Consider the following 19220-nt stretch of genomic DNA (forward strand, 5'->3'; position numbering starts at 1 on the left):
CCGTCACCGCGCGCTCAGTCGAGCGCGCGGCCGAAGATCCGGATGACTTCGTCGAGGTGCTCGGCCATCGCGCGGCGCGCGGCGTCGGGATCGCGCGCACGGATCGCGTCGAGGATCGCGCGGTGTTCCAGCTCCGAACGGTGCGGCATGTCGTTCGGCATGTACAGCGACTGCAGCCGCTGGAACATCAGGTCGTACTTGTGCGCGAGCAGCTGCTTGATCATCAGCGCATACGCGGCGTTGTCGCTCGCTTCCGCGATGCGGATATGGAACAGCCGGTCGCCCGGGTGCGTGAGCGAGCCGCTGCGGTTGTCTTCCTGGTTGCGCAGGAACGCTTCGTGAATTCCTTCGATCTGCGCGTCCGAGCCGTGCTTTGCCGCGAGCGACGCCGCTTCCGGTTCGATCAGCCGGCGCGCCTGCAACAGCGCGAACGGCGGGATCTCGGTATCGAGGTCGAGCGCGATGCCGAGTTCGGGATCGATCTCGACGATCGAAAACGGCGCGACCGTCGCACGGGATACGGGTTCGGGCGCGGGCTCCGGCGCCGCGGCCGCTTCGGGATGACGCACCTTCACGCCGTCGCCGACGCGCACGCTGACGAGCCCGCTCACTTCGAGCGCGATCAGCGCCTCGCGCACCGACGTGCGCGACACGCCGAACTGCTCGGCCAGTTCGCGCTCGGGCGGCAGATAGCTGCCCGGCGGAAAATCGCCGGACTCGATCATCGCGCTGAGCTTGTCGGCGATCTGCTGGTAGAGGCGGCGGTTCTGAATCGGCTGGATGGACATACGTTGACGCTGGTAATCGGTTTCGTTCCGGACGGTCTGACGAATCGCACAGACCGTTCGCGCCTATTTTATATGCCGCGCCTCACATCGCCCGGCACCGCGTAACAACGCGCGGCCGTGCCGCCCCACAGCGCGTTGCGCTCGGCCGCCGACAGCCGCGATTCGGCCCAGCGTTCGACGAGCGACGCCACTTCGTCATACGAGGCCGCCAGCAGGCACACGGGCCAGTCCGACCCGAACATCAGCCGCTGCGGCCCGAACGCGTCGAGCGCCGCGTCGAGGCACTGCTCGATGTGCCGGATGTCCCGCGCGCGCAGGCCGCGCCGCCAGTCCGCCTCGGTCACGAGCCCCGACAGCTTGCATGCCACGTGCGGCAACGCGCCCAGCTCGCGCAGCGACGCGCGCCAGCGTGCGAGCGCCGTGTCGTCGCGCTCGAACTCGGTGAGCGCCGGCTTGCCCGCATGATCGAGCACGAGCCAGTGCGCATCGTGGGTCGCGCAGAACGCGCGCACGTCTGGCAACTGGCGCTCGAACACGAGCACGTCGTACACGTAACCATTCGCCTGCAGCCACGCGATGCCCCGATTGAAACCGGGATCGGCGACGAATGCGGCCACGTCGGCTTCGTCCTGCACCTGATGACGAAAGCCGCGCAGCTTCGGGCTGCCCCACGCGGCGACCCGCTCGGCCAGCCCGGGCGCGCCGAGATCCTCCCAGCCGACCACCGCCGCGATGCGGGCGTCGTCGCGCGCGAGATCGAGCAGGAACGCCGTCTCGTCGCGCCCGGCGCGCGCCTGCACCGCGATCGACGCGCCGAGCGCCTGCGCATGCATCTGCGGCCACAGCACGTCGGGCAGGTAGTCGCGCGCGAGCACGCCCATCCCGGGGCCGATCCACGGATAGTCGGCCGCGCGATAACGCCAGAAATGCTGATGGGAATCGATGCGCACTGCGCCCATGGTGCCCTCGTGTTCAGTCGCCGCTGTCGCGGCGGCGCGCGTCATCGCCGCCGCTCGCGCGCAACGCTCAGTCGTACAACACCGCCGCGATCTTCGGATCGTCGATATTGGTCTTGTCGTACCAGTAGAAACCGGTGTCGATGACCTTCGGCAGCTTCTCGCCCTTGATCGCCTTCACGGCCGCCTCGACGGTCTTGTAGCCGATCCCGATCGGGTTCTGCGTGATCGCGCCGGCCATCAGCCCGCTGCGGATCGCGTCCTTCTGCTGCTTGCCGGAATCGTAGCCGACGATCACGACCTTGCGCTTCATCTCGCGCACGCCGTTGACCACGCCGATCGCCGATCCTTCGTTGGTGCCGAACAGCCCCTTGAGCTTCGGATACGCCTGCAGGATCGACTTCGTCACCTCGGTCGACTTCAGCTGGTCGCCTTCGCCGTACTGCACGGTCACGACCTGCACCTTCGGGTGCGCCGCCTTCATCCGCTCGAGAAAACCGTCGCGGCGGTCGATGCCGGTACGGCTCGTCTGGTCGTGCGCGACCACGGCCACCTCGCCTTCGTCTCCGATCAGCGCGGCGAGCTTGTCGGCGGCGAGCGCGGCGGCCGCCTTGTTGTTGGTCGCGGCGGTCGTCACCGGGATGTCGCTGTCGACGCCCGAGTCGAACGCGATCACCGGGATCTTCTCGGCCTGCGCCTTCTTCAGCAGCGGCAGCGCGGCCTTGCTGTCGAGCGCCGCGAAGCCGAGCGCGGCCGGCTTCTTCGCGATCGCGGCCGACAGCATGTCGATCTGCTTGTCGACCATCGCCTCGGTTTCCGGCCCCTCGAACGTCACCTTCACCTTGTAGTCCTTCGCGGCCTGCACGGCGCCCGACTTCACGGCCTGCCAGAACTGATGCTGGAAGCCTTTCGAGATCAGCGGGATATAGGCTTCCTGCGCCTGCGCGCCGGCCGTGACGCCGACGGCGAACGTCAGCCCGACGATCGCGTTCAACACCTTGCTCCTGATCACTTCGCGTCTCCTTGGTTGGATTCTTCTGGATACCGGCCGGGCCGGCGGTGAAGCGGATGCCTGCGTGCAGGCGTGCGTCAGCGGCGGCGCCGGCGCAGGATGTCGACGTACACGGCGAGGATGATGATCACGCCGGTCACGACCGTCTGCCACTCCTGCGCGACCGACATGATGCGCAGGCCGTTGGTCAGCACGCTCATGATGAACGCGCCGATGATGGTGCCGACGATGCTGCCCGCGCCGCCCGACAGCGACGTGCCGCCGATCACGACGGCCGCGATCGCATCGAGCTCGTAACCCTGCCCGAGCGCCGGCTGCGCGGAGTTCAGCCGCGACGCGATCAGCAGGCCGGCGATCCCGCACACCGCGCCGCTGAACGTGTAGACGGCGATCTTCCACGCATCGACGTTCACGCCGGACAGCCGCAGCGCTTCCTCGTTGCTGCCGAGCGCGAACGTGTAGCGGCCGAAGATCGTCCGGTTCAGCACGATCGACGCGCCGATCGCGACGAGAAACAGGATCAGCACCGCGTTCGGAATCGGCAGCGCGGGGATCAGGTTGCCGATCAGCGAGTCCTGCGCGATCGACGTGAAGCCCGGCGTGTCGTTGAAGTAGATCGGCCGCGTGCCCGAGATCACGAGCGACAGGCCCTTGAGCAGCATCATCATGCCGAGCGTCGCGATGAACGGCGGCACCTTCATCTTCGCGATCACGAACCCCGACACGCAGCCCGACAACGCGCCGAAGCACAACGCGGCCAGGATGCCGAACGGCAGCGGCATCCCCCATTTCGTCAGCACGACGCCGGCCATCACCGCGCAGAACGTCATCAGCGTGCCGACCGACAGGTCGATGCCCGACGTGATGATCACGTACGTGCAGGCGACGGCGAGCACGCCATTGACCGCGGTGGCCTGCAGGATCGACACGAGGTTGTCGACTTCGAGAAAGTTCGGCGAACCGAAGCTGAAGAACACGATCAGCAGCACGAGGCTCGCGAACGCGAGCAGCTTCTGGCGCGCGGCGGGGTTGAAGAAGCGCGCGCGAAAACCGGGCGCGGCGGCCGGCGTGTCGCCGGAAGCGAGGGGCGGGACGGGATGCGTATCGTTGGACATGGTAAGCGTCTGAATCAGGACAATACGGTCGACTCGCGCTGCGTCGCGAGCTGCATGATCTTCTCCTGCGTGGCGTCGGCCGCACGCAATTCGCCGGTCACGCGCCCTTCGCACATCACGAGAATCCGGTGGCTCATGCGCAGCACCTCGGGCAGTTCCGACGAGATCATCACGATCGCCTTGCCGTCGGCGGCGAGCGCGTCGAGCAGCTTGTAGATCTCGCTTTTCGCGCCGACGTCGATGCCGCGCGTCGGCTCGTCGAAGAACAGGATGTCGCAGTCGCGCAGCAGCCATTTCGCGATCACGATCTTCTGCTGGTTGCCGCCCGACAGCAGCCGCGCGGGCTGCGTGACCGACGGCGTGCGGATCGCGAGCCGCCGCACGTACGACTGCGCGGTGTCGCGCATCTTGCGCGCATCCAGGAACGCACCGCGATGCAAGAAGCGGCGCATGCTCGCCAGCGCGACGTTGTTCTGCACGTCCATGCCGACCGCGAGCCCGAAGTGCTTGCGATCCTCGGACAGGTAGCCGATCCCGTGCCTCACCGCGTCGGCCGGCGTGCGGATCGTCACGGTGCGGCCGTGCACGCGAATTTCGCCGGCATCGATCGGGTCCGCGCCGAACACCGCGCGCGCGACCTCGGTGCGGCCCGCGCCCATCAGCCCCGCGAAGCCGAGGATCTCGCCGCGCCGCAGCGTGAAGCCGACCTCGCGGATCGCACGCCCGCGCGACAGCCCGCGCACCTCGAGCGCCACGTCGTTCGACGACGTATCGGGCGGCGTGCGCGCTTCCGTTTCGAGCTGGCGCCCGACCATCATCGAAATGATCGTCTCCATCGACGTGCCGGCCATCGGCACGGTCGCGACGTACTTGCCGTCGCGCATCACGGTCACGCGATCGGCGATCTGGCGCAGTTCGTCCATCTTGTGCGAGATGTAGACGATGCCGACGCCGTTCGCCCGCAGGTCGCGGATGATGCGGAACAACTCGCCGATCTCGGCGTTGTTCAGCGCGGCGGTCGGCTCGTCCATGATCAGCACGCGCGAATCGAACGACAGCGCCTTCGCGATCTCGACCATCTGCTGCTTCGCGACCGTCAGCCGGCCGACCGGCGTGCGCGGATCGAGATCGAGCCGCATCCGCCGGAAGATCGCGGCGGCATCGCGATTCAGCTTGTCTTCGTCGACGAACACGCCGAGACGGCCGCGCGGCTCGCGGCCGATGAAGATGTTCTGCGCGACGCTCAGGTGGCTCATCAGGTTCAGTTCCTGATGAATGATGCCGATCCCGAGCGCCTGCGCGGCGCGCGGATCGGCGATCTCGACCGGATGGCCGTCCATCCGGATCTCGCCGTCGTCGCGCGGGTACACGCCCGCGAGGATCTTCATCAGCGTCGACTTGCCGGCGCCGTTCTCGCCCATCAGCGCATGCACTTCGCCCGCGCGCAGGTCGAAGCGGCAATCATCGAGCGCCTGCACGCCCGGGAAGCGCTTGCCGATGCCGGTCAATGCAATCAGCGGCGGCGCGAGGTTCGGGTGGAGGTCGGGTTGCATCGCTCGCGGCCCTCAGCTGATCGCACGGTCGAGATGCGTATAGCCGCCGTCGACGAACAGCCACTGGCCCGTCGTGTGCGACGCGCGTTCCGACAGCAGGAACACCGTCGTGTCGGCGATCTCGTCGGCCGTCGTGAAGCGCCGGCCGAGCGGCACCTTGCCCGCGATCGCCGCGAGCTTCGTCTCCGGATCGTCGAAGCCGTCGATCCATTTCCGGTACAGCGGCGTCATCACCTCGGCCGGGACCACCGCGTTCACGCGCACGCCGTCGTCGCGCAACGCGACGGCCCATTCACGCGTCAGCGCGAGCTGCGCGCCCTTCGACGCGCAGTAGCCGCTCGTGTCGCCCTGCCCGGTCACGGCCGTCTTCGACGAGATGTTGACGATCGCGCCGCGCGCCGCCTTCAGGTGCGGCACGCAGTAATGCGCCATCACGTAGTAGTGGACGAGATTGCGTTCGAGCGACGCGACGAACGCGTCGCGCCCCGCATCGAGCCCGATGCTGTCGTTGACGCCGGCGTTGTTGACGAGCCCGTCGAGCCGACCGAATCGCGCGACGGTCCGCGCGACCGCGTCGCGGCACTGCGCATCGTCCTGCAATTCGACGGACACGCACGCGGCGTTCGGCTGCTCGCGCGTGAGCGCGCGCCAGAACGCGTCGTCGGGCGCGTGCCGCGCGAACACCACCGGTATCGCGCCTTCGCCGGCCAGCCGCATCGAGATCGCGGCGCCGATGCCCGACGCACCGCCGGTCACGATCACGACCTTGTCCTGCAGATTCAGATCCACTTCGCGTCTCCGTCGTTCATGTTGTCGGCACGCTCGATGCGTGTCAGCCGCGGAACCGGTACTGCTCCAGCGATTCGGGCTTCATCTCGATCGAGAAGCCGGGTGCCGTCGGCGGCAGGTACGCCGCGCCGCGCACGACGCACGGCTCGACGAAATGCTCGTGCAGGTGATCGACGTACTCGGTCACGCGCCCTTCCTTCGTGCCGGAAATGCACACGTAATCGATCATCGACAGGTGCTGCACGTACTCGCACAGCCCGACGCCGCCCGCATGCGGGCATACGGGCAGCCCGTACTTCGCGGCCATCAGCATCACCGCGAGAATCTCGTTCACGCCGCCGAGCCGGCACGCGTCGATCTGCACGACGTCGATCGCGCCGCGCGCGATGAACTGCTTGAACAGCACGCGGTTCTGGCACATCTCGCCGGTCGCGACCTGCACGGGCGCGATCGCCTTGCGGATCTTGCGATGCCCTTCGACGTCGTCGGGGCTCGTCGGCTCCTCGATGAACCACGGCCGCGCGAACGCGAGCTCGCGCACCCAGTCGATCGCCTCGTCGACTTCCCACACCTGGTTCGCGTCGATCATCAGCTTGCGATCGGGTCCGATCACTTCGCGCGCGATCGTCACGCGGCGGATGTCGTCCTCGAGGTTCGCGCCGACCTTCAGCTTCACATGGTCGAAACCGGCGTCCACCGCCTCGCGGCACAGCCGGCGCAGCTTGTCGTCGCTGTAGCCGAGCCAGCCGGCCGACGTCGTGTAGCACGGGTAGCCGTCGCGCTCGAGCGCCGCGATCCGCGCGGCCTTGCCGGGCGCCTGCCGGCGCAGCAGTTCGAGCGCTTCATCCGGCGTCAGGCAGTCGGTCAGGTAGCGGAAGTCGATCGTGCGTACCAGTTCCTCGGGGCTCATGTCGGCGACGAGCCGCCACAGCGGCTTGCCGACGGCCTTCGCCCACAGATCCCACACCGCATTGACGACGGCGCCGGTCGCGAGGTGGATCGCGCCCTTGTCGGGGCCGATCCAGCGCAACTGGCTGTCCGACGTCACGTGACGCCAGAAGCGGCCCATGTCCTCGCGAATCCAGTCGAGGTCGAGGCCGACGACGAGGTGACGCATCGCGTCGATCGCCGCGCAGCAGATTTCGTTGCCGCGCCCGATGGTGAACGTGAGCCCGTGCCCCTCGAGCCCGTCGCGATCGGTTTCGAGGACGACGTAGGCCGCCGAATAATCGGGGTCCGGATTCATCGCATCGGAACCGTCGAGCTGGCGCGAGGTCGGGAAGCGCACGTCGAGGACGCGCATCGATCGAATGATAGGCATGACGAACCGTCCGTAAAAGGAGATCAGGCCTGCACGGTGCGCTGGCGCTGCTCGCCGAGCCCGTCGATGCCGAGCGTGATCACCTGTCCGGCGCGCAGATAGACGGGCGGCTTCTGCCCGAGGCCGACGCCCGGCGGCGTGCCGGTCGAGATCACGTCGCCCGGCTGCAGGCTCATGAAGCGGCTCAGGTAGCTGATCAGGTGCGGCACGCGGAACACCATCGTCGCGGTCGTGCCGTTCTGGTAGCGGTGGCCGTCGACGTCGAGCCACAACCGCAGCGCGTGCGGATCGGGCACTTCGTCGGCCGTCACGAGCCACGGCCCAAGCGGGCCGAACGTGTCGTTGCCCTTGCCCTTGTCCCACGTGCCGCCGCGTTCGAGCTGGTATTCGCGTTCCGACACGTCGTTCACGACGCAGTAGCCGGCCACGTGCGACAGCGCATCGGCTTCGTCGATGTAGCGGCCGCCCTGGCCGATCACCACGCCGAGCTCGACTTCCCAGTCGGTCTTCCGCGAGCCGCGCGGGATCTCGACGTCATCGTTCGGGCCCGAGATCGCGCTCGTCCACTTGCCGAACACGACGGGCTCCTTCGGCACCTCCATGCCCGACTCGGCCGCGTGGTCCGAATAGTTGAGCCCGATGCAGATGAACTTGCCGACGCGGCCGACGCACGCGCCGATCCGCGGCGCGCCCTCGACGCGCGGCAGCGACGACGGCGGAATGTCGCGCAGCCGCGCGAGCGACGCGGGGGTCAGCGCATCGCCGGCGATGTCGTCGATCACGCCGGACAGGTCGCGAAGGTGGCCCTGCGCATCGAGCAGGCCCGGTTTTTCATGGTGTTTGTCGCCAAATCTGAGCAGTTTCATAGCGTCGTCGGAACGGAAACGGAAAGTGAATGGGAAGGCGCGGTCAGTTTGAGACGGTCAGTTTGACCAGCCGCCGTCGATCAGGTGGATCGCGCCGGTCGTGAACGACGCTTCGTCGGACGCGAGGTACAGCGCGAGCGCGGCCACTTCGTCGGCGCGGCCGATGCGGCCGATCGGCTGACGCGCGACGAATGCCTGGCGCACCTCGTCGGTCGACACGTGGCGCGTGCGCGCCTGGTCCGCGATGCGCTGCTCCAGCGACGGCGATTCGATCGTGCCCGGGCAGATCGCGTTGCAGCGGATGCCGCGCTCGACGAAATCGGCGGCGACCGCCTTGGTCAGCCCGATCACGGCCGCCTTGGACGTGCCGTAGACGAAGCGGTTCGGCACGCCCTTCACGCTCGACGCGGCCGAGGCCATGTTGATGATCGACGCGCCGCCGGCTTCGAGCATCGCGGGCAGCAGCGCGCGAATCAGCCGGTACATCGACGTGACGTTCAGGTTCATCGAGAACGCCCACGCGTCGTCGTCGCAGTCGAGGATCGAGCCGTGGTGCACGTAGCCCGCGCAGTTGAACAGCACGTCGAACGCACGTTCGCCCGCGGCGAGCGCCGCGACGTCGTTCGCATCGGTGACGTCGAGCCGCCGCGTGGCCAGCCGGGCGCCCGCGCGTTCGGCGTCGGCCTCGAGCCGCACGAGCGCGGCTTCGTTGATGTCGGTCGCCAGCACGTCGGCGCCCTCGCTCGCGAACCGCAGCGCGGTCGCGCGGCCAATGCCCTGCCCGGCCGCCGTCACCAGCGCGCGTTTGCCCTGCAATCTCATGAGCACGTCTCCCGAAAAAGCCGGCCACCCGTCGGCCGATTGGCACAAAGGACTAAAGGTCCAACCAATCATAGAAAGCAATCGCGCGTTTGTCACGAAATCGGGATTCAGTATTTACCCGGGCGGAGAAATCGGGCGGACGAAGAAAAATCCGGCGAAGGACAAGTCCTAAAAATCCCTTCCGTAAATCGTACAAACCCAATGCTGACAGGCCTCTCAGCCGAATCTTCGGGCTCGTCCCGCGCAGCCACTTCGCCAAACTGACAAAAAAGTCATGTTCGCGTCAGGGTCTCAACGGGATCAGCACGCCATCATGGCGTTGCCGGACCGCGCTTTTCACCCATCGCCTCTCCGCCCGCCTTCGATCCCTGCGGGCACTCCGTCCCCCGGCGATGGACACCGTGACTGGGCGAGCAGACACGGTGCGCGGGCCGATTTTCCGCCCCGGACTTCCCGTCCGGGGCGTTTTTGTCTGTGGTTTCCACGAAAATAAGCGTGGATTGTTTCTAAATCGGCAAAAGGTAATTTGAGCCAGACAGGATGTTTTTTCCGGTCACAGACGCTTACATTTAGCGCACCACTCATGGAAACCGCTACGGATTCGCCATCGGGTAGTGACATCCACTGCCAAGGCCGAAACCGCACGAGCTTTAGGAAACGGCAAAATGAAGGCCTCCAAATCCCTGCCTGTGCTCGATCCCGCCGACGTCCACGTCGAAATCCTCGAACGTTCCGATACGCTGCTCGTCGTCCGCTGGGTCGAGCCCGGCCGCTGTCACTACGGTGAACAGCGCTGGCGCCGCCGCTTCGCGCAACGCACCGGCACCTGCGCGCTGTCGCGCCAGGTCATCCATCGCGGCGACGAAGTGTTCCGCCCGGCCGAACGTCCGGCACCCGCGAATGCGGCCGCGATGATCTCCGCCGCCGAGGTGCTCGCGCTGGCCGGAAGCAGGTAAAACCTGCCGGCCGCGCGCCGGGGCTGGCCGCGCCACGCACTGCGCCCGCCCTAGAAGCGCCGGTCTAATTCCCCCGCTTGTCTGTCACGCCCGCCCGCACTATCGTTACATCACGCAATGTAACGATTACGTGCCGCGGCCGGTCGGCCCTGCCGATGGAGACAGACATGCATGCATGGAGCGCGCGCCACGTCCCGGCGCAGGGCGGCAAGGTCGCGGTCGTGACCGGTGCCAACAGCGGTCTCGGCTGGCAGCTCGCGGAAACGCTGGCCGCGAAAGGCGCGACGGTCGTGATGGGCTGCCGCGACGCCGCGCGCGCCGCCCGGGCGGCCGACGCGATCCGCCGGCTCCATCCCGACGCCCGCGTCGAGGTCGATCCGCTCGACCTTGCCGATCTCGCCTCGATCGCCCGCTTCGCGGGCGACGTCTCCGAACGCCACGGCCGCATCGACATCCTCTGCAACAACGCCGGCGTGATGTTCCTGCCGCTGCGGCATACGCACGACGGCTTCGAAATGCAGTTCGGCACCAACCACCTCGGCCATTTCGCGCTGACCGGCCATCTGCTGCCCGCGTTGCGCGCCGCGCGACGGGCGCGCGTCGTGACGATGTCGAGCGGCTTCAACCGCGGCGGCCGGATTCGCGTCGACGACCTGCGTGCCGAGCATCGTTACAACCGTTATCTCGCCTATTGCGACAGCAAGCTCGCGAACCTCGTGTTCGCGATCGAGCTGCAGCGCCGTTTCGAGCGCGCGGCGTTCGCGGGAATCAGCGTGGCCGCGCACCCCGGCTATGCGGCGACCAACCTGCAGTTCGCGGGCCCCGCGATGGACCGTTCGCCCGCGCGCGCCGCGCTGATGCGCGCGGCGAACCGTTATCTCGCGCAACCGGCCGACCAGGGCGCGCTGCCCGCGATCCATGCCGCCACGTCGCCCGATCTCGCGGGCGGCGCATACATCGGGCCGTCCGGCTGGTTCGAGTCGCGCGGGCTGCCGGCGCCCGCGAGCGTGCCGCGCGCGGCGCGCGACGTCGCCTCGGCGGCGCTGCTGTGGGAAGCGTCGGAAGCCGCGACGGGCGTGCGCTTCCTCAGTTCGGGCGCGCCCGCCGGACGCGTGCCCGGCCGGCCGCTCGACACGGCGGCCGAAGCGCGCTGAACCGCACGACGCTACCCGCCATATTCTTCATACTTATTGCGCAAGCCGAAAAGAAAGCCTGTTGAAAGACTGATTCATCGCGCCACTGTTACCGCGCCGGAAACAATCTATCGTCAAAATCAGCGTTTACCCTGAACACGCCGGTGACTAAGATTTGATCAATCGCTCAAGACATGGTGTCGAGAGCGAACTCAATAAAACACCGGAGGTCACCATGAAATCGCTCGTTTCCGCAGTCGTCGCCGCTGTCGCCCTGTCCGCTTCGTTCGGCGCATTCGCTCAAAGCACCGTGACCCGCGCCCAGGTGCGTGGCGAACTGGTCCAGCTCGAACAAGCCGGCTACAAGCCGGGCGTGTCGAGCCCGTACTACCCGAACGACATCCAGAGCGCCGAAGCGCGTATTCATGGTGCCGACACCAGCGGCTACGGCGCCCAGCCGGCTCCGCTCGTCCACTCGGGCGCCCCGGCAGCCGCATCGTCGAACGCACGCGACTCGATCTTCTTCGGCCAGTAAGCCGATGCGCCCCCGGCGGGCGCCGCGCGTCGCGCGATGAAGCAACGCAGTCCGGACGAGCCCCTTCGCGGGGCTCGTCTTGTTTGTGAAACGCATACCTCCGCCGCCCGGCAGCGGGTGGCTTCGCCCGGGCGCCTGGCGTCCGGGTGCTTTTTCCCTTCCCGGCGGGCAGGCGAAAAGAAACCGCGTGCGCCGATCAGCGCGCCGCAACGGCGGCAGGCACCGAGCGCGACAGCACGCGCCACCGCGACAGCAACTCGTCCCGATCGACGTAGCAGCCCTGCAGGTGCCGGCGGCCGGTCGACGGATCGAACGCCGTGCGCGCATGCAGCACGCGCCGGTTGTCGAACGCCCACATGTCGCCCGCCCGCAGCCGGCGGTGTACGCGGAAGCGCGGCTCGCGCGCGAGCGCGAGGAACCGCCGGTACGCGCGATAGACGGCCGCGACCGAGCCGGCCGGCGCATCGAGCGGCCCGCGCAGGAAGTTCGCGACACGCACCTCCGTCACGTTGCCGCGCGCATCGAGCCCGATCACCGGCGCCGAACAGCGGTAGTCGCTGTTCGCGCTCTTGTTCCAGAACTCGAACGGCGTCGACGCCAGTCGTTCGAAATCGGCCGGATGCTCGCGCCGCAGCGCATCGGCGAGCGCGAAGCCGTCGAGAAAGATGCTGTCGCCGCCCGTCGCTTCGTTGGCCAGGCAATGCAGGAACTGCACGCCCGGCTGCAGTTCGCGTGTCGGCAGGTCGGTATGCGGCGGCAGGTTCAGCGACGTATACGCATTGCTGTCCGGGCGCGGTTTCGATTCGACGTCGAACAGCACGCCGAAATTGCTTTCGCGGATCAGGCCGACGCGACGCGCGATCTCGTCCACGCGGCCGCGCTCGGCCGGCACGCCTTCGACGAGCGTCAGCCCCGTGCGCCGCAGCGCGGCGAGCCACGCGAGCAGCGCACCGTCGTCCTCCATCACGTCGCGCCACGCGAACAGGCCGATCGCCGTCGCGTCGTCGCCGGCCCAGATGTGCCGCTCGTGCGCGGCCAGCCGCTCGGCGCGCGACGCATCGTCGTATGCATGCGCCCGCAACCAGCCCGGCGACCACGCGCTGCGATGCCCGTCGTTCCACTCGACATGCAGCGCACCATCGGGTTCGACGTGCACGGCGAGCGCCGACAGATCGTCGCGCGCATCGGCAATCTCGAACACCTGTTCACGCGTGAGCGCATGCACGCATGCGGAACACGCGCAGTTGTCGCGCAGCCAGTCGAAATGGAACGGCGATCGTCGCGCGTCGCGCCATTCGACCTCGACCGCCCCCTCGCCGATCGTCGCCGCCGCGATGGCCGCGTCGGCCGAAAACGTCCGCCAGTCCTCGATACGGTGTTGCGCTGCTGCCTGCATCGTTGCCTCCCGGAAACGCCCGCTACGCGTGTGGTGCGAGCAAAAACCCGCCGACCATCCGGTGCATGCGCGCGGCCTGCGGGCTCGTCCCGAGCGCGCGCCAGCAGCCGTGCACCAGCCCCTGTCCCATCCAGTCGCGCGCGACCCCGCCGGCCGCGCGAATCCGTTCGACGTACACGCGCGCGTCGTCGCGCAGCGGATCGTGTTCCGCGCCGATCGCGAGCACCGGCGGCAAGCCGTCGAAACGCGCCGCTTCGAGCGGCACCGACGCGCGCAACAGCGGGTCGCCGCCCCGCAGCACGTCGGACACGTTCCCATCCCAGTACAGCGCGCGATAGCGATGCACGTCGTCGAGCGTCAGCATCGGCGCCCGCGCTTCGATCTCGCGCGCGGGCGATTGCGGTTCGAAGCCGAGCATCGGATAAACGAGCGCGATGCCGTCGACGTTGCGTTCGCCCGCATCGCGCAGCGCGGTGGCGACGGCCGCCGCGAGCATCCCGCCCGCGCTGTCGCCCGCGAGCGTCAGCGGATGCGCGCACGCGCCGAACGGCCAGCGGGCATCGCGCGCGGCGCGCGTGACGTCCAGGCAATCCTCGAGCGCGGCCGGCGCGCGGTGTTCGGGCGCCAGACGATAGTCGACGGCGATCACGTCGAGCCCCGTGTCGGCCGCGAGTTGCGCGGTGATCAGCGCATGGCTGTCGAGCGAGCCGACGACGAAGCCGCCGCCATGAAAAAACAGCACCGTGCCGCGCGATGCGCCGCGCGCGGACGTGTAGCGCCGCAGCGCGATCGCGCGCCCGTCCGCCGCGCGCCACACGGCGTCCTGCCGCACGATGCCGGGCGGCGGCGCGGCCGGCGTCCACGCGGCCGCGAAGCGGTCGTAGAGGCGGCGCTGCTCGTCGGGCGAGCGCACCGCCGCATCGGCCGGATACCACGCGTCGACGGCTGCGACGAACGCCGCGATTTCCGGTTCGAGCATCGTGCGCGCTCCGCGATCGAACGTTGAAGGACGCAAGTCGCCGCTAGCGGCGCGGCGGCAAGCCGATCACGCGGCCCGCATACGCAGGCGCCGCGCAATCGCGCTGCAACGCATGCAAGTCGGCCACGCGCGCGGCCACGTCGTCGTCGAACGGCGCCGATTTCGCACCGTCGCGCGTGTCGACGTGCAGCAGCATCTGCTCGCTCGCCGATACCGGATCGTCATGCCCTGGCGCGAACAGTTCGAGATACAGGTGCAGGCGCTTCGCGTCGTGCGCGAGCACGCGCGCATCGACGCGCACCGGCGTGCCTTCCTTGATCTCGTGCAGGTAGTTCACGTGCGCTTCGAGCGTGTAGACCGAGCGCCCCCGCTCGCGGCGCGCGGCGTCGTCGAGCCCGATGCGATCCAGCAATGCATCGGTCGCGAAGCTGAAGATCAGCAGGTAGAACGCATCGCGCAGGTGGCCGTTGTAGTCGACCCATTCGGGCCGCACCACGTCGCGGTAAATCGTCAGCGGGGTATCGCCCGTCATCGCCTGTCCTTTAGTCCTCGAATCGCATGCCGTGCCGCGCCTTCACCGCGGCGATCGCTTTCAGCACCTCGGTGATGCACTCGTCGCGATAGCGTTCGAGTTCCTTGATGCTGCGCGTGCCCTGCTGTTCGGTCGTGCCTTCGACGACGCTGTCGATCAGCGCGTCGGTCAGGGTCGGCGCAACCAGCTTCGTCCACGGCAGTTCGAGCGCGGGGCCGAACTGCTGCATGAAGTGTCGCATGCCCGCATCGCCGCCGGCCAGCGTGTAGGTAAGGAACGTGCCCATGAACGACCAGCGGATGCCCGCGCCGAAGCGGATCGCATCGTCGATCTCGCCGGTCGTCGCGACGCCTTCGTTGACCAGGTGCAGCGCCTCGCGCCACAGCGCCTCGAGCAGGCGATCGGCGATGAAGCCCGGCACCTCCTTGCGCACGTGCAGCGGCCGCATGCCGAGCTTGCGGTAAACCTCCATCGCGCCTTCGACGGCTTCCGGCGACGTGCGCGCGCCGCCGAGCACCTCGACGAGCGGCAGCAGGTAGACGGGATTGAACGGGTGACCGACCACGCAGCGTTCCGGATGCGTCGCCCGCGCGTAGAAATCGGTGGGCAGCAGCCCCGACGTCGACGACGCGATGATCGCGTCGGGCTTCGCCGCGCGGCTGATCTGCTCGTGCAGCTCGAGCTTCAGCGCCTCGCGCTCGGGCGCGCTTTCCTGGATGAAATCGGCGTCGGCGACGCATGCCTCGATCGTCGGGACGAAACGCAGCCGCGCGGGATCGGCGCCCGGCGCGAGGCCGACGCGTTCGAGCGCGGGCCACGCGTTCGCGACGTTCGCGCGCAACCGCTCCTCCGCGCCCGGCGCCGGGTCCCACACGACCACGTCGAGACCGTGCGCGAGCGCGCGGGAAATCCAGCCACTGCCGATCACGCCGGTGCCGATGGCGGCGAACGTCTTGATGTCGGTCTTCACAGCCATGTCAACGCATCCTTCAAATCAGGGGAAATCGGTGGGCGGCCGCGCTTGGGTGCGCGCCGCCGTGTCAGTCGGTTTGCAAGAAAACTCAAGCGAATTCGGCGATCGCACGACGTTCGAGCAGACGCTCGCCGCGCGCCGGCAGGCCGAGCTTGCGGCGGCCCTCGGCCGGCGTCAGCACGCGGCCGCCGAGCCGTTCGACGATCTCGCGGGCGCGCTCGACCAGCGTGCCGTTGGTCGCATGCACGCCGCGGTCGAGCCAGATGTTGTCTTCGAGGCCGACGCGCACGTGACCGCCGAGCAGCATCGCCTGCGCGACCATCGGCATCTGCATGCGGCCGATCCCGAAACCGGCCCAATGCGCACCCGGCGGCAGGTTGTCGACCATCGCCTTCATCGTGCCCGTATCGGCCGGCGCACCCCACGGAATGCCGAGGCAGAGCTGGAACAGCGGCGGATCGTCGAGCAGCCCTTCCTTCAGCAACTGCTTCGCGAACCACAGATGGCCCGTGTCGAAGATCTCCAGTTCCGGCTTCACGCCGAGTGCCTGGATGCGCTTCGCGCCGGCGCGCAACTGCGCGGGCGTCGACACGTAGATGTAGTCGCCGTCGCCGAAATTCAGCGTGCCGCAATCGAGCGTGCAGATCTCGGGCAGCAGTTCCTCGACGTGCGCGAGGCGCGTGAGGCCGCCGACCAGGTCGGTGCCCTTGCCGAAGCGCATCGGGTCTTCGCCGGGGCCGATCTCGAGATCGCCGCCCATGCCGGCCGTCAGGTTGATGATCACGTCGACGTCGGCCGAGCGGATGCGGTCCACCACTTCGCGGTACAGGTTCGGGTCGCGGCTGCCGCGGCCCGTCTGCGGATCGCGCACGTGGCAGTGCGCGACCGTCGCACCGGCCTTCGCGGCTTCGATCGCGGCTGCCGCGATCTCCTTCGGCGTGACCGGAATCGCCGGATGCTTGCCGACCGTATCGCCCGCGCCGGTGACGGCGCAGGTGATGATGACTTCATGGTTCATGCTGGGTGCCTCGCTTGATTCAAGTTGTGTTGCATTGCGGGGGTGGCGCGGGCGCCGGCCGTCACAGGCCGAGATACGCCTTCACGGCGGGCAGGCCGTCCTTGCCGTCGAACGTCTTGACGCCCGCGAGCCACGGATCGAGCACCTGCGGATTCTTCTTCAGGTAGGCCTTCGCGGCCTCGGCCGGCTTCGTCTTGTTCATCACCGACTGCATCAGCTGGTTCTCGAGCTGCGTCGAGAAGCGCAGGTTCGTCACGAGCTTGCCCGCGTTCGGGCAGCGTGCGATGAAGTCGGGCGCCGTCAGCGTGTACACGCGCGCTTCGCCGTAGTTCGGCCCGAACGCCGCGTCGCCGCCGGACAGGTAGTTCATGCTGAGCTGGATGTTCATCGGGTGCGGCTCCCAGCCGAGGAACACGACCCACTTCTTCTCGCGGATCGCGCGCTCGACCGTCACCAGCATCCCGGCCTCGCTCGATTCGACGAGCTTGAAGCCGCCGAGCCCGTACTGGTTCGTGTCGATCATCTTCTGGATCGTCGCGTTCGCGCTGCTGCCCGGCTCGATCCCGTAGATCTTGCCGTCGAGTTCCGCGCGGTGCTTCGCGATGTCCTCGAAGGTCTTCAGGCCGGCCTGGTATTCGTAGCTCGGCACCGCGAGCGTCGCCTTCGCGCCGGACAGGTTCGGCGGCTCGACGACGTTGATCGACTTGCTGTCGAGGAACGGCTGGAGCTGCTTCTGCTGCACCGGCCACCAGTAGCCGAGCGACACGTCGAGCTGCTTGCTCTTGAGGCCCGCGAACGAGATCGGCACCGACGCGATCGTCGTGGTCGGCTTGTAGCCGAGCGCCTCGAACACGGTCGACGCGAGCGCCGTGGTCGACGTGATGTCGGTCCAGCCGATATCCGCGAAACGCACGGTGCGGCAGGTCGCGGCCTCGGTCTCGGCCAGCGCCGCGTTCGTGAACGCGCCGGTCGCCAGCACGGCCGCGGCAAGCGCGGCGATCTTCGTCGACTTCATGGTTCGGTTCTCCCGGTTGGTCTCGCGGCAGCCGGTGCGCGGAGTGGCGCCGGCCTGCATCGTGGGAGTAAAAGTAACGAGCCATATTCGCCGCGAGAAGACCGCCGGCGACCTGTTCTTGACTGTTTGCGACTATGAGTGGAAACCACTAGGTTTTGCCCAAGGCTTGGTGGGCGGGTGTTTGACGCGGATTCGGGGCGAAACCGGGTTGCCCCGATGCGGCGTGCGGCTTTCGATTCGGCGCTGGCGACGCTGACAGATTTCCGACGCCTCGCCGGGTGCCGCGGATCGGCTCTATGCTGGTGCCGTCAGCGTGTCCGGCCACTCAGGAACCCCATGATCCTTACCGCTCTTTTCGTCGTGGCCGTTTTCGCCATCGTTGCGGTCATGCACCGCGCCGTGCTCGTCAAGGCCGACACGCGGCTGCGCGCGCGGCTCGACGCGGAAGGCCCGCGCAGTGATGCCTCGCGCCGGTTGATGCGTGAATCGGGATACCGCGTCTGAGCCCGCGCTGGCCGTCACGGTGGCGACGTGCCGCGCTCAGCCGGCCGTCACCACTCGCACGAACGCCGCCGCCAGCACCGTCGGCTCGACCGGCAGCAGGAGCGCGCACGCCGATCTCGCGTCTTCGTCCGACATCGGCACGAACACGACGCCGTCGATCCCGAGACTCGCCATCCGCTCCGGCACGATCGCCACGCCGTGCCCCGCCGCGACGAGATTCAGCATCGACGTCTTCGGCGATACGATCCGCGCCGCGGCCGGCACGAAGCCCCGCTTCAGGCACAGATCGATCACGACGCGCGCGAGCCCGCCTCGCTCCCGATACACCGCCGACACGAACGGCTCGCGCCGCAACCGCGAGATCGCGACGCGCTTGCGGCCCGCGAGCGGATGATCGGCGGGCACCGCCACGCACAGGCGTTCCGCGGCCCATTCGACGAAGCGCACACGCGCGTCGCGCCGCAGCACCGGCAAGCGGACGATCCCGATGTCGGCATGGCCGCTCGCGATTTCCGATACCTGATCCTCGGACGACACGCGATCGAGATCGATGCGCGCGCCCGGGCAATCGCTCATGAAACGCTCGAGATCGGGCATCAGGCTGCTGACGGGAACGGTGCTGGAATGCAGAAGCCGCAGCACGCCGGCCGCTCCGCGCGACAGCTGCGAACCCTCTTCGGCCGCGGCCGTCAGCGCGGCCGGGATCGATGCCACGCGTTCACGATAGATCGCGCCGGCGGGCGTGAGCCGCACGCCTCTCGGCTCCCGGTCGAACAGCAGGAAACCGAGTTCCTCCTCGAGTTGCCCGATCTGCCGGCTGAGCGCCGACTGCGCGACATGGAGCGCGCCCGCGGCCGGCGTGAAGCCGCCGAGATCGGCCACGGTCAGGAAATACTGGATTTGCCGGAGTGATGGCATGCCGAAACGAGATGGATACGCGCCGAATTCGATATTTGT

20 protein-coding genes are annotated in these 19220 nt (G+C 68.1%); 4 read left to right on the forward strand and 16 right to left on the reverse strand.

What is annotated here, in order from left to right; all coding sequences use genetic code 11:
* Nucleotides 1–14 precede the first annotated feature (14 nt).
* The 9 genes from WJ12_RS31300 to WJ12_RS31340 form a co-directional block, all read right to left on the reverse strand.
* Nucleotides 15–788 (reverse strand): FadR/GntR family transcriptional regulator, encoded by a 774-nt coding sequence (locus WJ12_RS31300; RefSeq protein ID WP_034186133.1) that lies wholly within the window; start codon nucleotides 786–788, stop codon nucleotides 15–17.
* A gap of 68 nt (nucleotides 789–856) precedes the next feature.
* Nucleotides 857–1747, reverse strand: a complete 891-nt coding sequence (locus tag WJ12_RS31305) for an L-fucono-1,5-lactonase (RefSeq protein ID WP_059556967.1) — start codon at nucleotides 1745–1747, stop codon at nucleotides 857–859.
* A gap of 67 nt (nucleotides 1748–1814) precedes the next feature.
* On the reverse strand, nucleotides 1815–2756 hold the full coding sequence (locus WJ12_RS31310; protein ID WP_049029304.1) for an ABC transporter substrate-binding protein: 942 nt from the start codon (nucleotides 2754–2756) through the stop codon (nucleotides 1815–1817).
* A 77-nt stretch (nucleotides 2757–2833) separates the two neighbouring features.
* Nucleotides 2834–3871, reverse strand: a complete 1038-nt coding sequence (locus WJ12_RS31315; protein ID WP_034186131.1) for an ABC transporter permease — start codon at nucleotides 3869–3871, stop codon at nucleotides 2834–2836.
* A 14-nt stretch (nucleotides 3872–3885) separates the two neighbouring features.
* Nucleotides 3886–5424: a sugar ABC transporter ATP-binding protein gene (locus WJ12_RS31320; RefSeq protein WP_069245991.1), complete on the reverse strand. Its 1539-nt coding sequence runs from the start codon at nucleotides 5422–5424 to the stop codon at nucleotides 3886–3888.
* A 12-nt stretch (nucleotides 5425–5436) separates the two neighbouring features.
* Nucleotides 5437–6213 (reverse strand): SDR family oxidoreductase, encoded by a 777-nt coding sequence (locus WJ12_RS31325; RefSeq protein ID WP_059556888.1) that lies wholly within the window; start codon nucleotides 6211–6213, stop codon nucleotides 5437–5439.
* A gap of 43 nt (nucleotides 6214–6256) precedes the next feature.
* Nucleotides 6257–7534, reverse strand: a complete 1278-nt coding sequence (locus tag WJ12_RS31330) for an L-fuconate dehydratase (RefSeq protein WP_059556889.1) — start codon at nucleotides 7532–7534, stop codon at nucleotides 6257–6259.
* 23 nt (nucleotides 7535–7557) lie between these two features.
* Nucleotides 7558–8400 (reverse strand): ureidoglycolate lyase, encoded by an 843-nt coding sequence (locus WJ12_RS31335; RefSeq protein ID WP_034186127.1) that lies wholly within the window; start codon nucleotides 8398–8400, stop codon nucleotides 7558–7560.
* A gap of 57 nt (nucleotides 8401–8457) precedes the next feature.
* On the reverse strand, nucleotides 8458–9222 hold the full coding sequence (locus WJ12_RS31340; RefSeq protein WP_034186126.1) for an SDR family oxidoreductase: 765 nt from the start codon (nucleotides 9220–9222) through the stop codon (nucleotides 8458–8460).
* A gap of 665 nt (nucleotides 9223–9887) precedes the next feature.
* Here WJ12_RS31340 and WJ12_RS31345 point away from each other — a divergent pair.
* The 3 genes from WJ12_RS31345 to WJ12_RS31355 all read left to right on the forward strand — a co-directional run bounded on the left by WJ12_RS31345 (nucleotide 9888) and on the right by WJ12_RS31355 (nucleotide 11846).
* Nucleotides 9888–10178, forward strand: a complete 291-nt coding sequence (locus WJ12_RS31345) for a DUF3331 domain-containing protein (RefSeq protein ID WP_034186125.1) — start codon at nucleotides 9888–9890, stop codon at nucleotides 10176–10178.
* A 167-nt stretch (nucleotides 10179–10345) separates the two neighbouring features.
* Nucleotides 10346–11332, forward strand: coding sequence for an oxidoreductase (locus WJ12_RS31350; protein ID WP_059556968.1), 987 nt, complete (start codon nucleotides 10346–10348; stop codon nucleotides 11330–11332).
* 214 nt (nucleotides 11333–11546) lie between these two features.
* Nucleotides 11547–11846, forward strand: coding sequence for a DUF4148 domain-containing protein (locus WJ12_RS31355; protein WP_034186124.1), 300 nt, complete (start codon nucleotides 11547–11549; stop codon nucleotides 11844–11846).
* Between the two features lie 196 nt (nucleotides 11847–12042).
* Here WJ12_RS31355 and WJ12_RS31360 read toward each other — a convergent pair whose 3' ends face one another.
* The 6 genes from WJ12_RS31360 to WJ12_RS31385 form a co-directional block, all read right to left on the reverse strand.
* Entirely contained in the window at nucleotides 12043–13242 is a 1200-nt protein-coding gene (locus WJ12_RS31360) for a TauD/TfdA family dioxygenase (protein WP_059556890.1), read from the reverse strand.
* A gap of 22 nt (nucleotides 13243–13264) precedes the next feature.
* Nucleotides 13265–14221 carry an alpha/beta hydrolase gene (locus WJ12_RS31365; RefSeq protein ID WP_059556891.1) on the reverse strand — a complete coding sequence of 319 codons (957 nt, stop codon included), beginning with the start codon at nucleotides 14219–14221 and terminating at the stop codon, nucleotides 13265–13267.
* Nucleotides 14222–14264: 43 nt separating this feature from the next.
* Nucleotides 14265–14753 carry a thioesterase family protein gene (locus WJ12_RS31370; protein WP_034186121.1) on the reverse strand — a complete coding sequence of 163 codons (489 nt, stop codon included), beginning with the start codon at nucleotides 14751–14753 and terminating at the stop codon, nucleotides 14265–14267.
* A 10-nt stretch (nucleotides 14754–14763) separates the two neighbouring features.
* On the reverse strand, nucleotides 14764–15729 hold the full coding sequence (locus WJ12_RS31375) for an L-carnitine dehydrogenase (RefSeq protein WP_034186120.1): 966 nt from the start codon (nucleotides 15727–15729) through the stop codon (nucleotides 14764–14766).
* Between the two features lie 85 nt (nucleotides 15730–15814).
* Entirely contained in the window at nucleotides 15815–16744 is a 930-nt protein-coding gene (gene cdhC / locus WJ12_RS31380; RefSeq protein ID WP_034186119.1) for a 3-dehydrocarnitine:acetyl-CoA trimethylamine transferase CdhC, read from the reverse strand.
* Nucleotides 16745–16805: 61 nt separating this feature from the next.
* Nucleotides 16806–17759, reverse strand: a complete 954-nt coding sequence (locus WJ12_RS31385; RefSeq protein ID WP_034186118.1) for a choline ABC transporter substrate-binding protein — start codon at nucleotides 17757–17759, stop codon at nucleotides 16806–16808.
* 336 nt (nucleotides 17760–18095) lie between these two features.
* Here WJ12_RS31385 and WJ12_RS36180 point away from each other — a divergent pair, with 336 nt between their 5' ends.
* A complete protein-coding gene (locus WJ12_RS36180) occupies nucleotides 18096–18263 on the forward strand; it encodes a hypothetical protein (RefSeq protein WP_154233701.1) in 168 nt (55 codons plus the stop codon).
* Between the two features lie 36 nt (nucleotides 18264–18299).
* Here the strand turns inward: WJ12_RS36180 and WJ12_RS31390 are convergent, their stop codons facing one another.
* Nucleotides 18300–19181: a LysR family transcriptional regulator gene (locus WJ12_RS31390; RefSeq protein ID WP_059556892.1), complete on the reverse strand. Its 882-nt coding sequence runs from the start codon at nucleotides 19179–19181 to the stop codon at nucleotides 18300–18302.
* Nucleotides 19182–19220 lie beyond the last annotated feature (39 nt).

Origin of the sequence: Burkholderia seminalis, assembly GCF_001718535.1 — a bacterium.
Classification (GTDB): Bacteria; Pseudomonadota; Gammaproteobacteria; order Burkholderiales; family Burkholderiaceae; genus Burkholderia; species Burkholderia seminalis.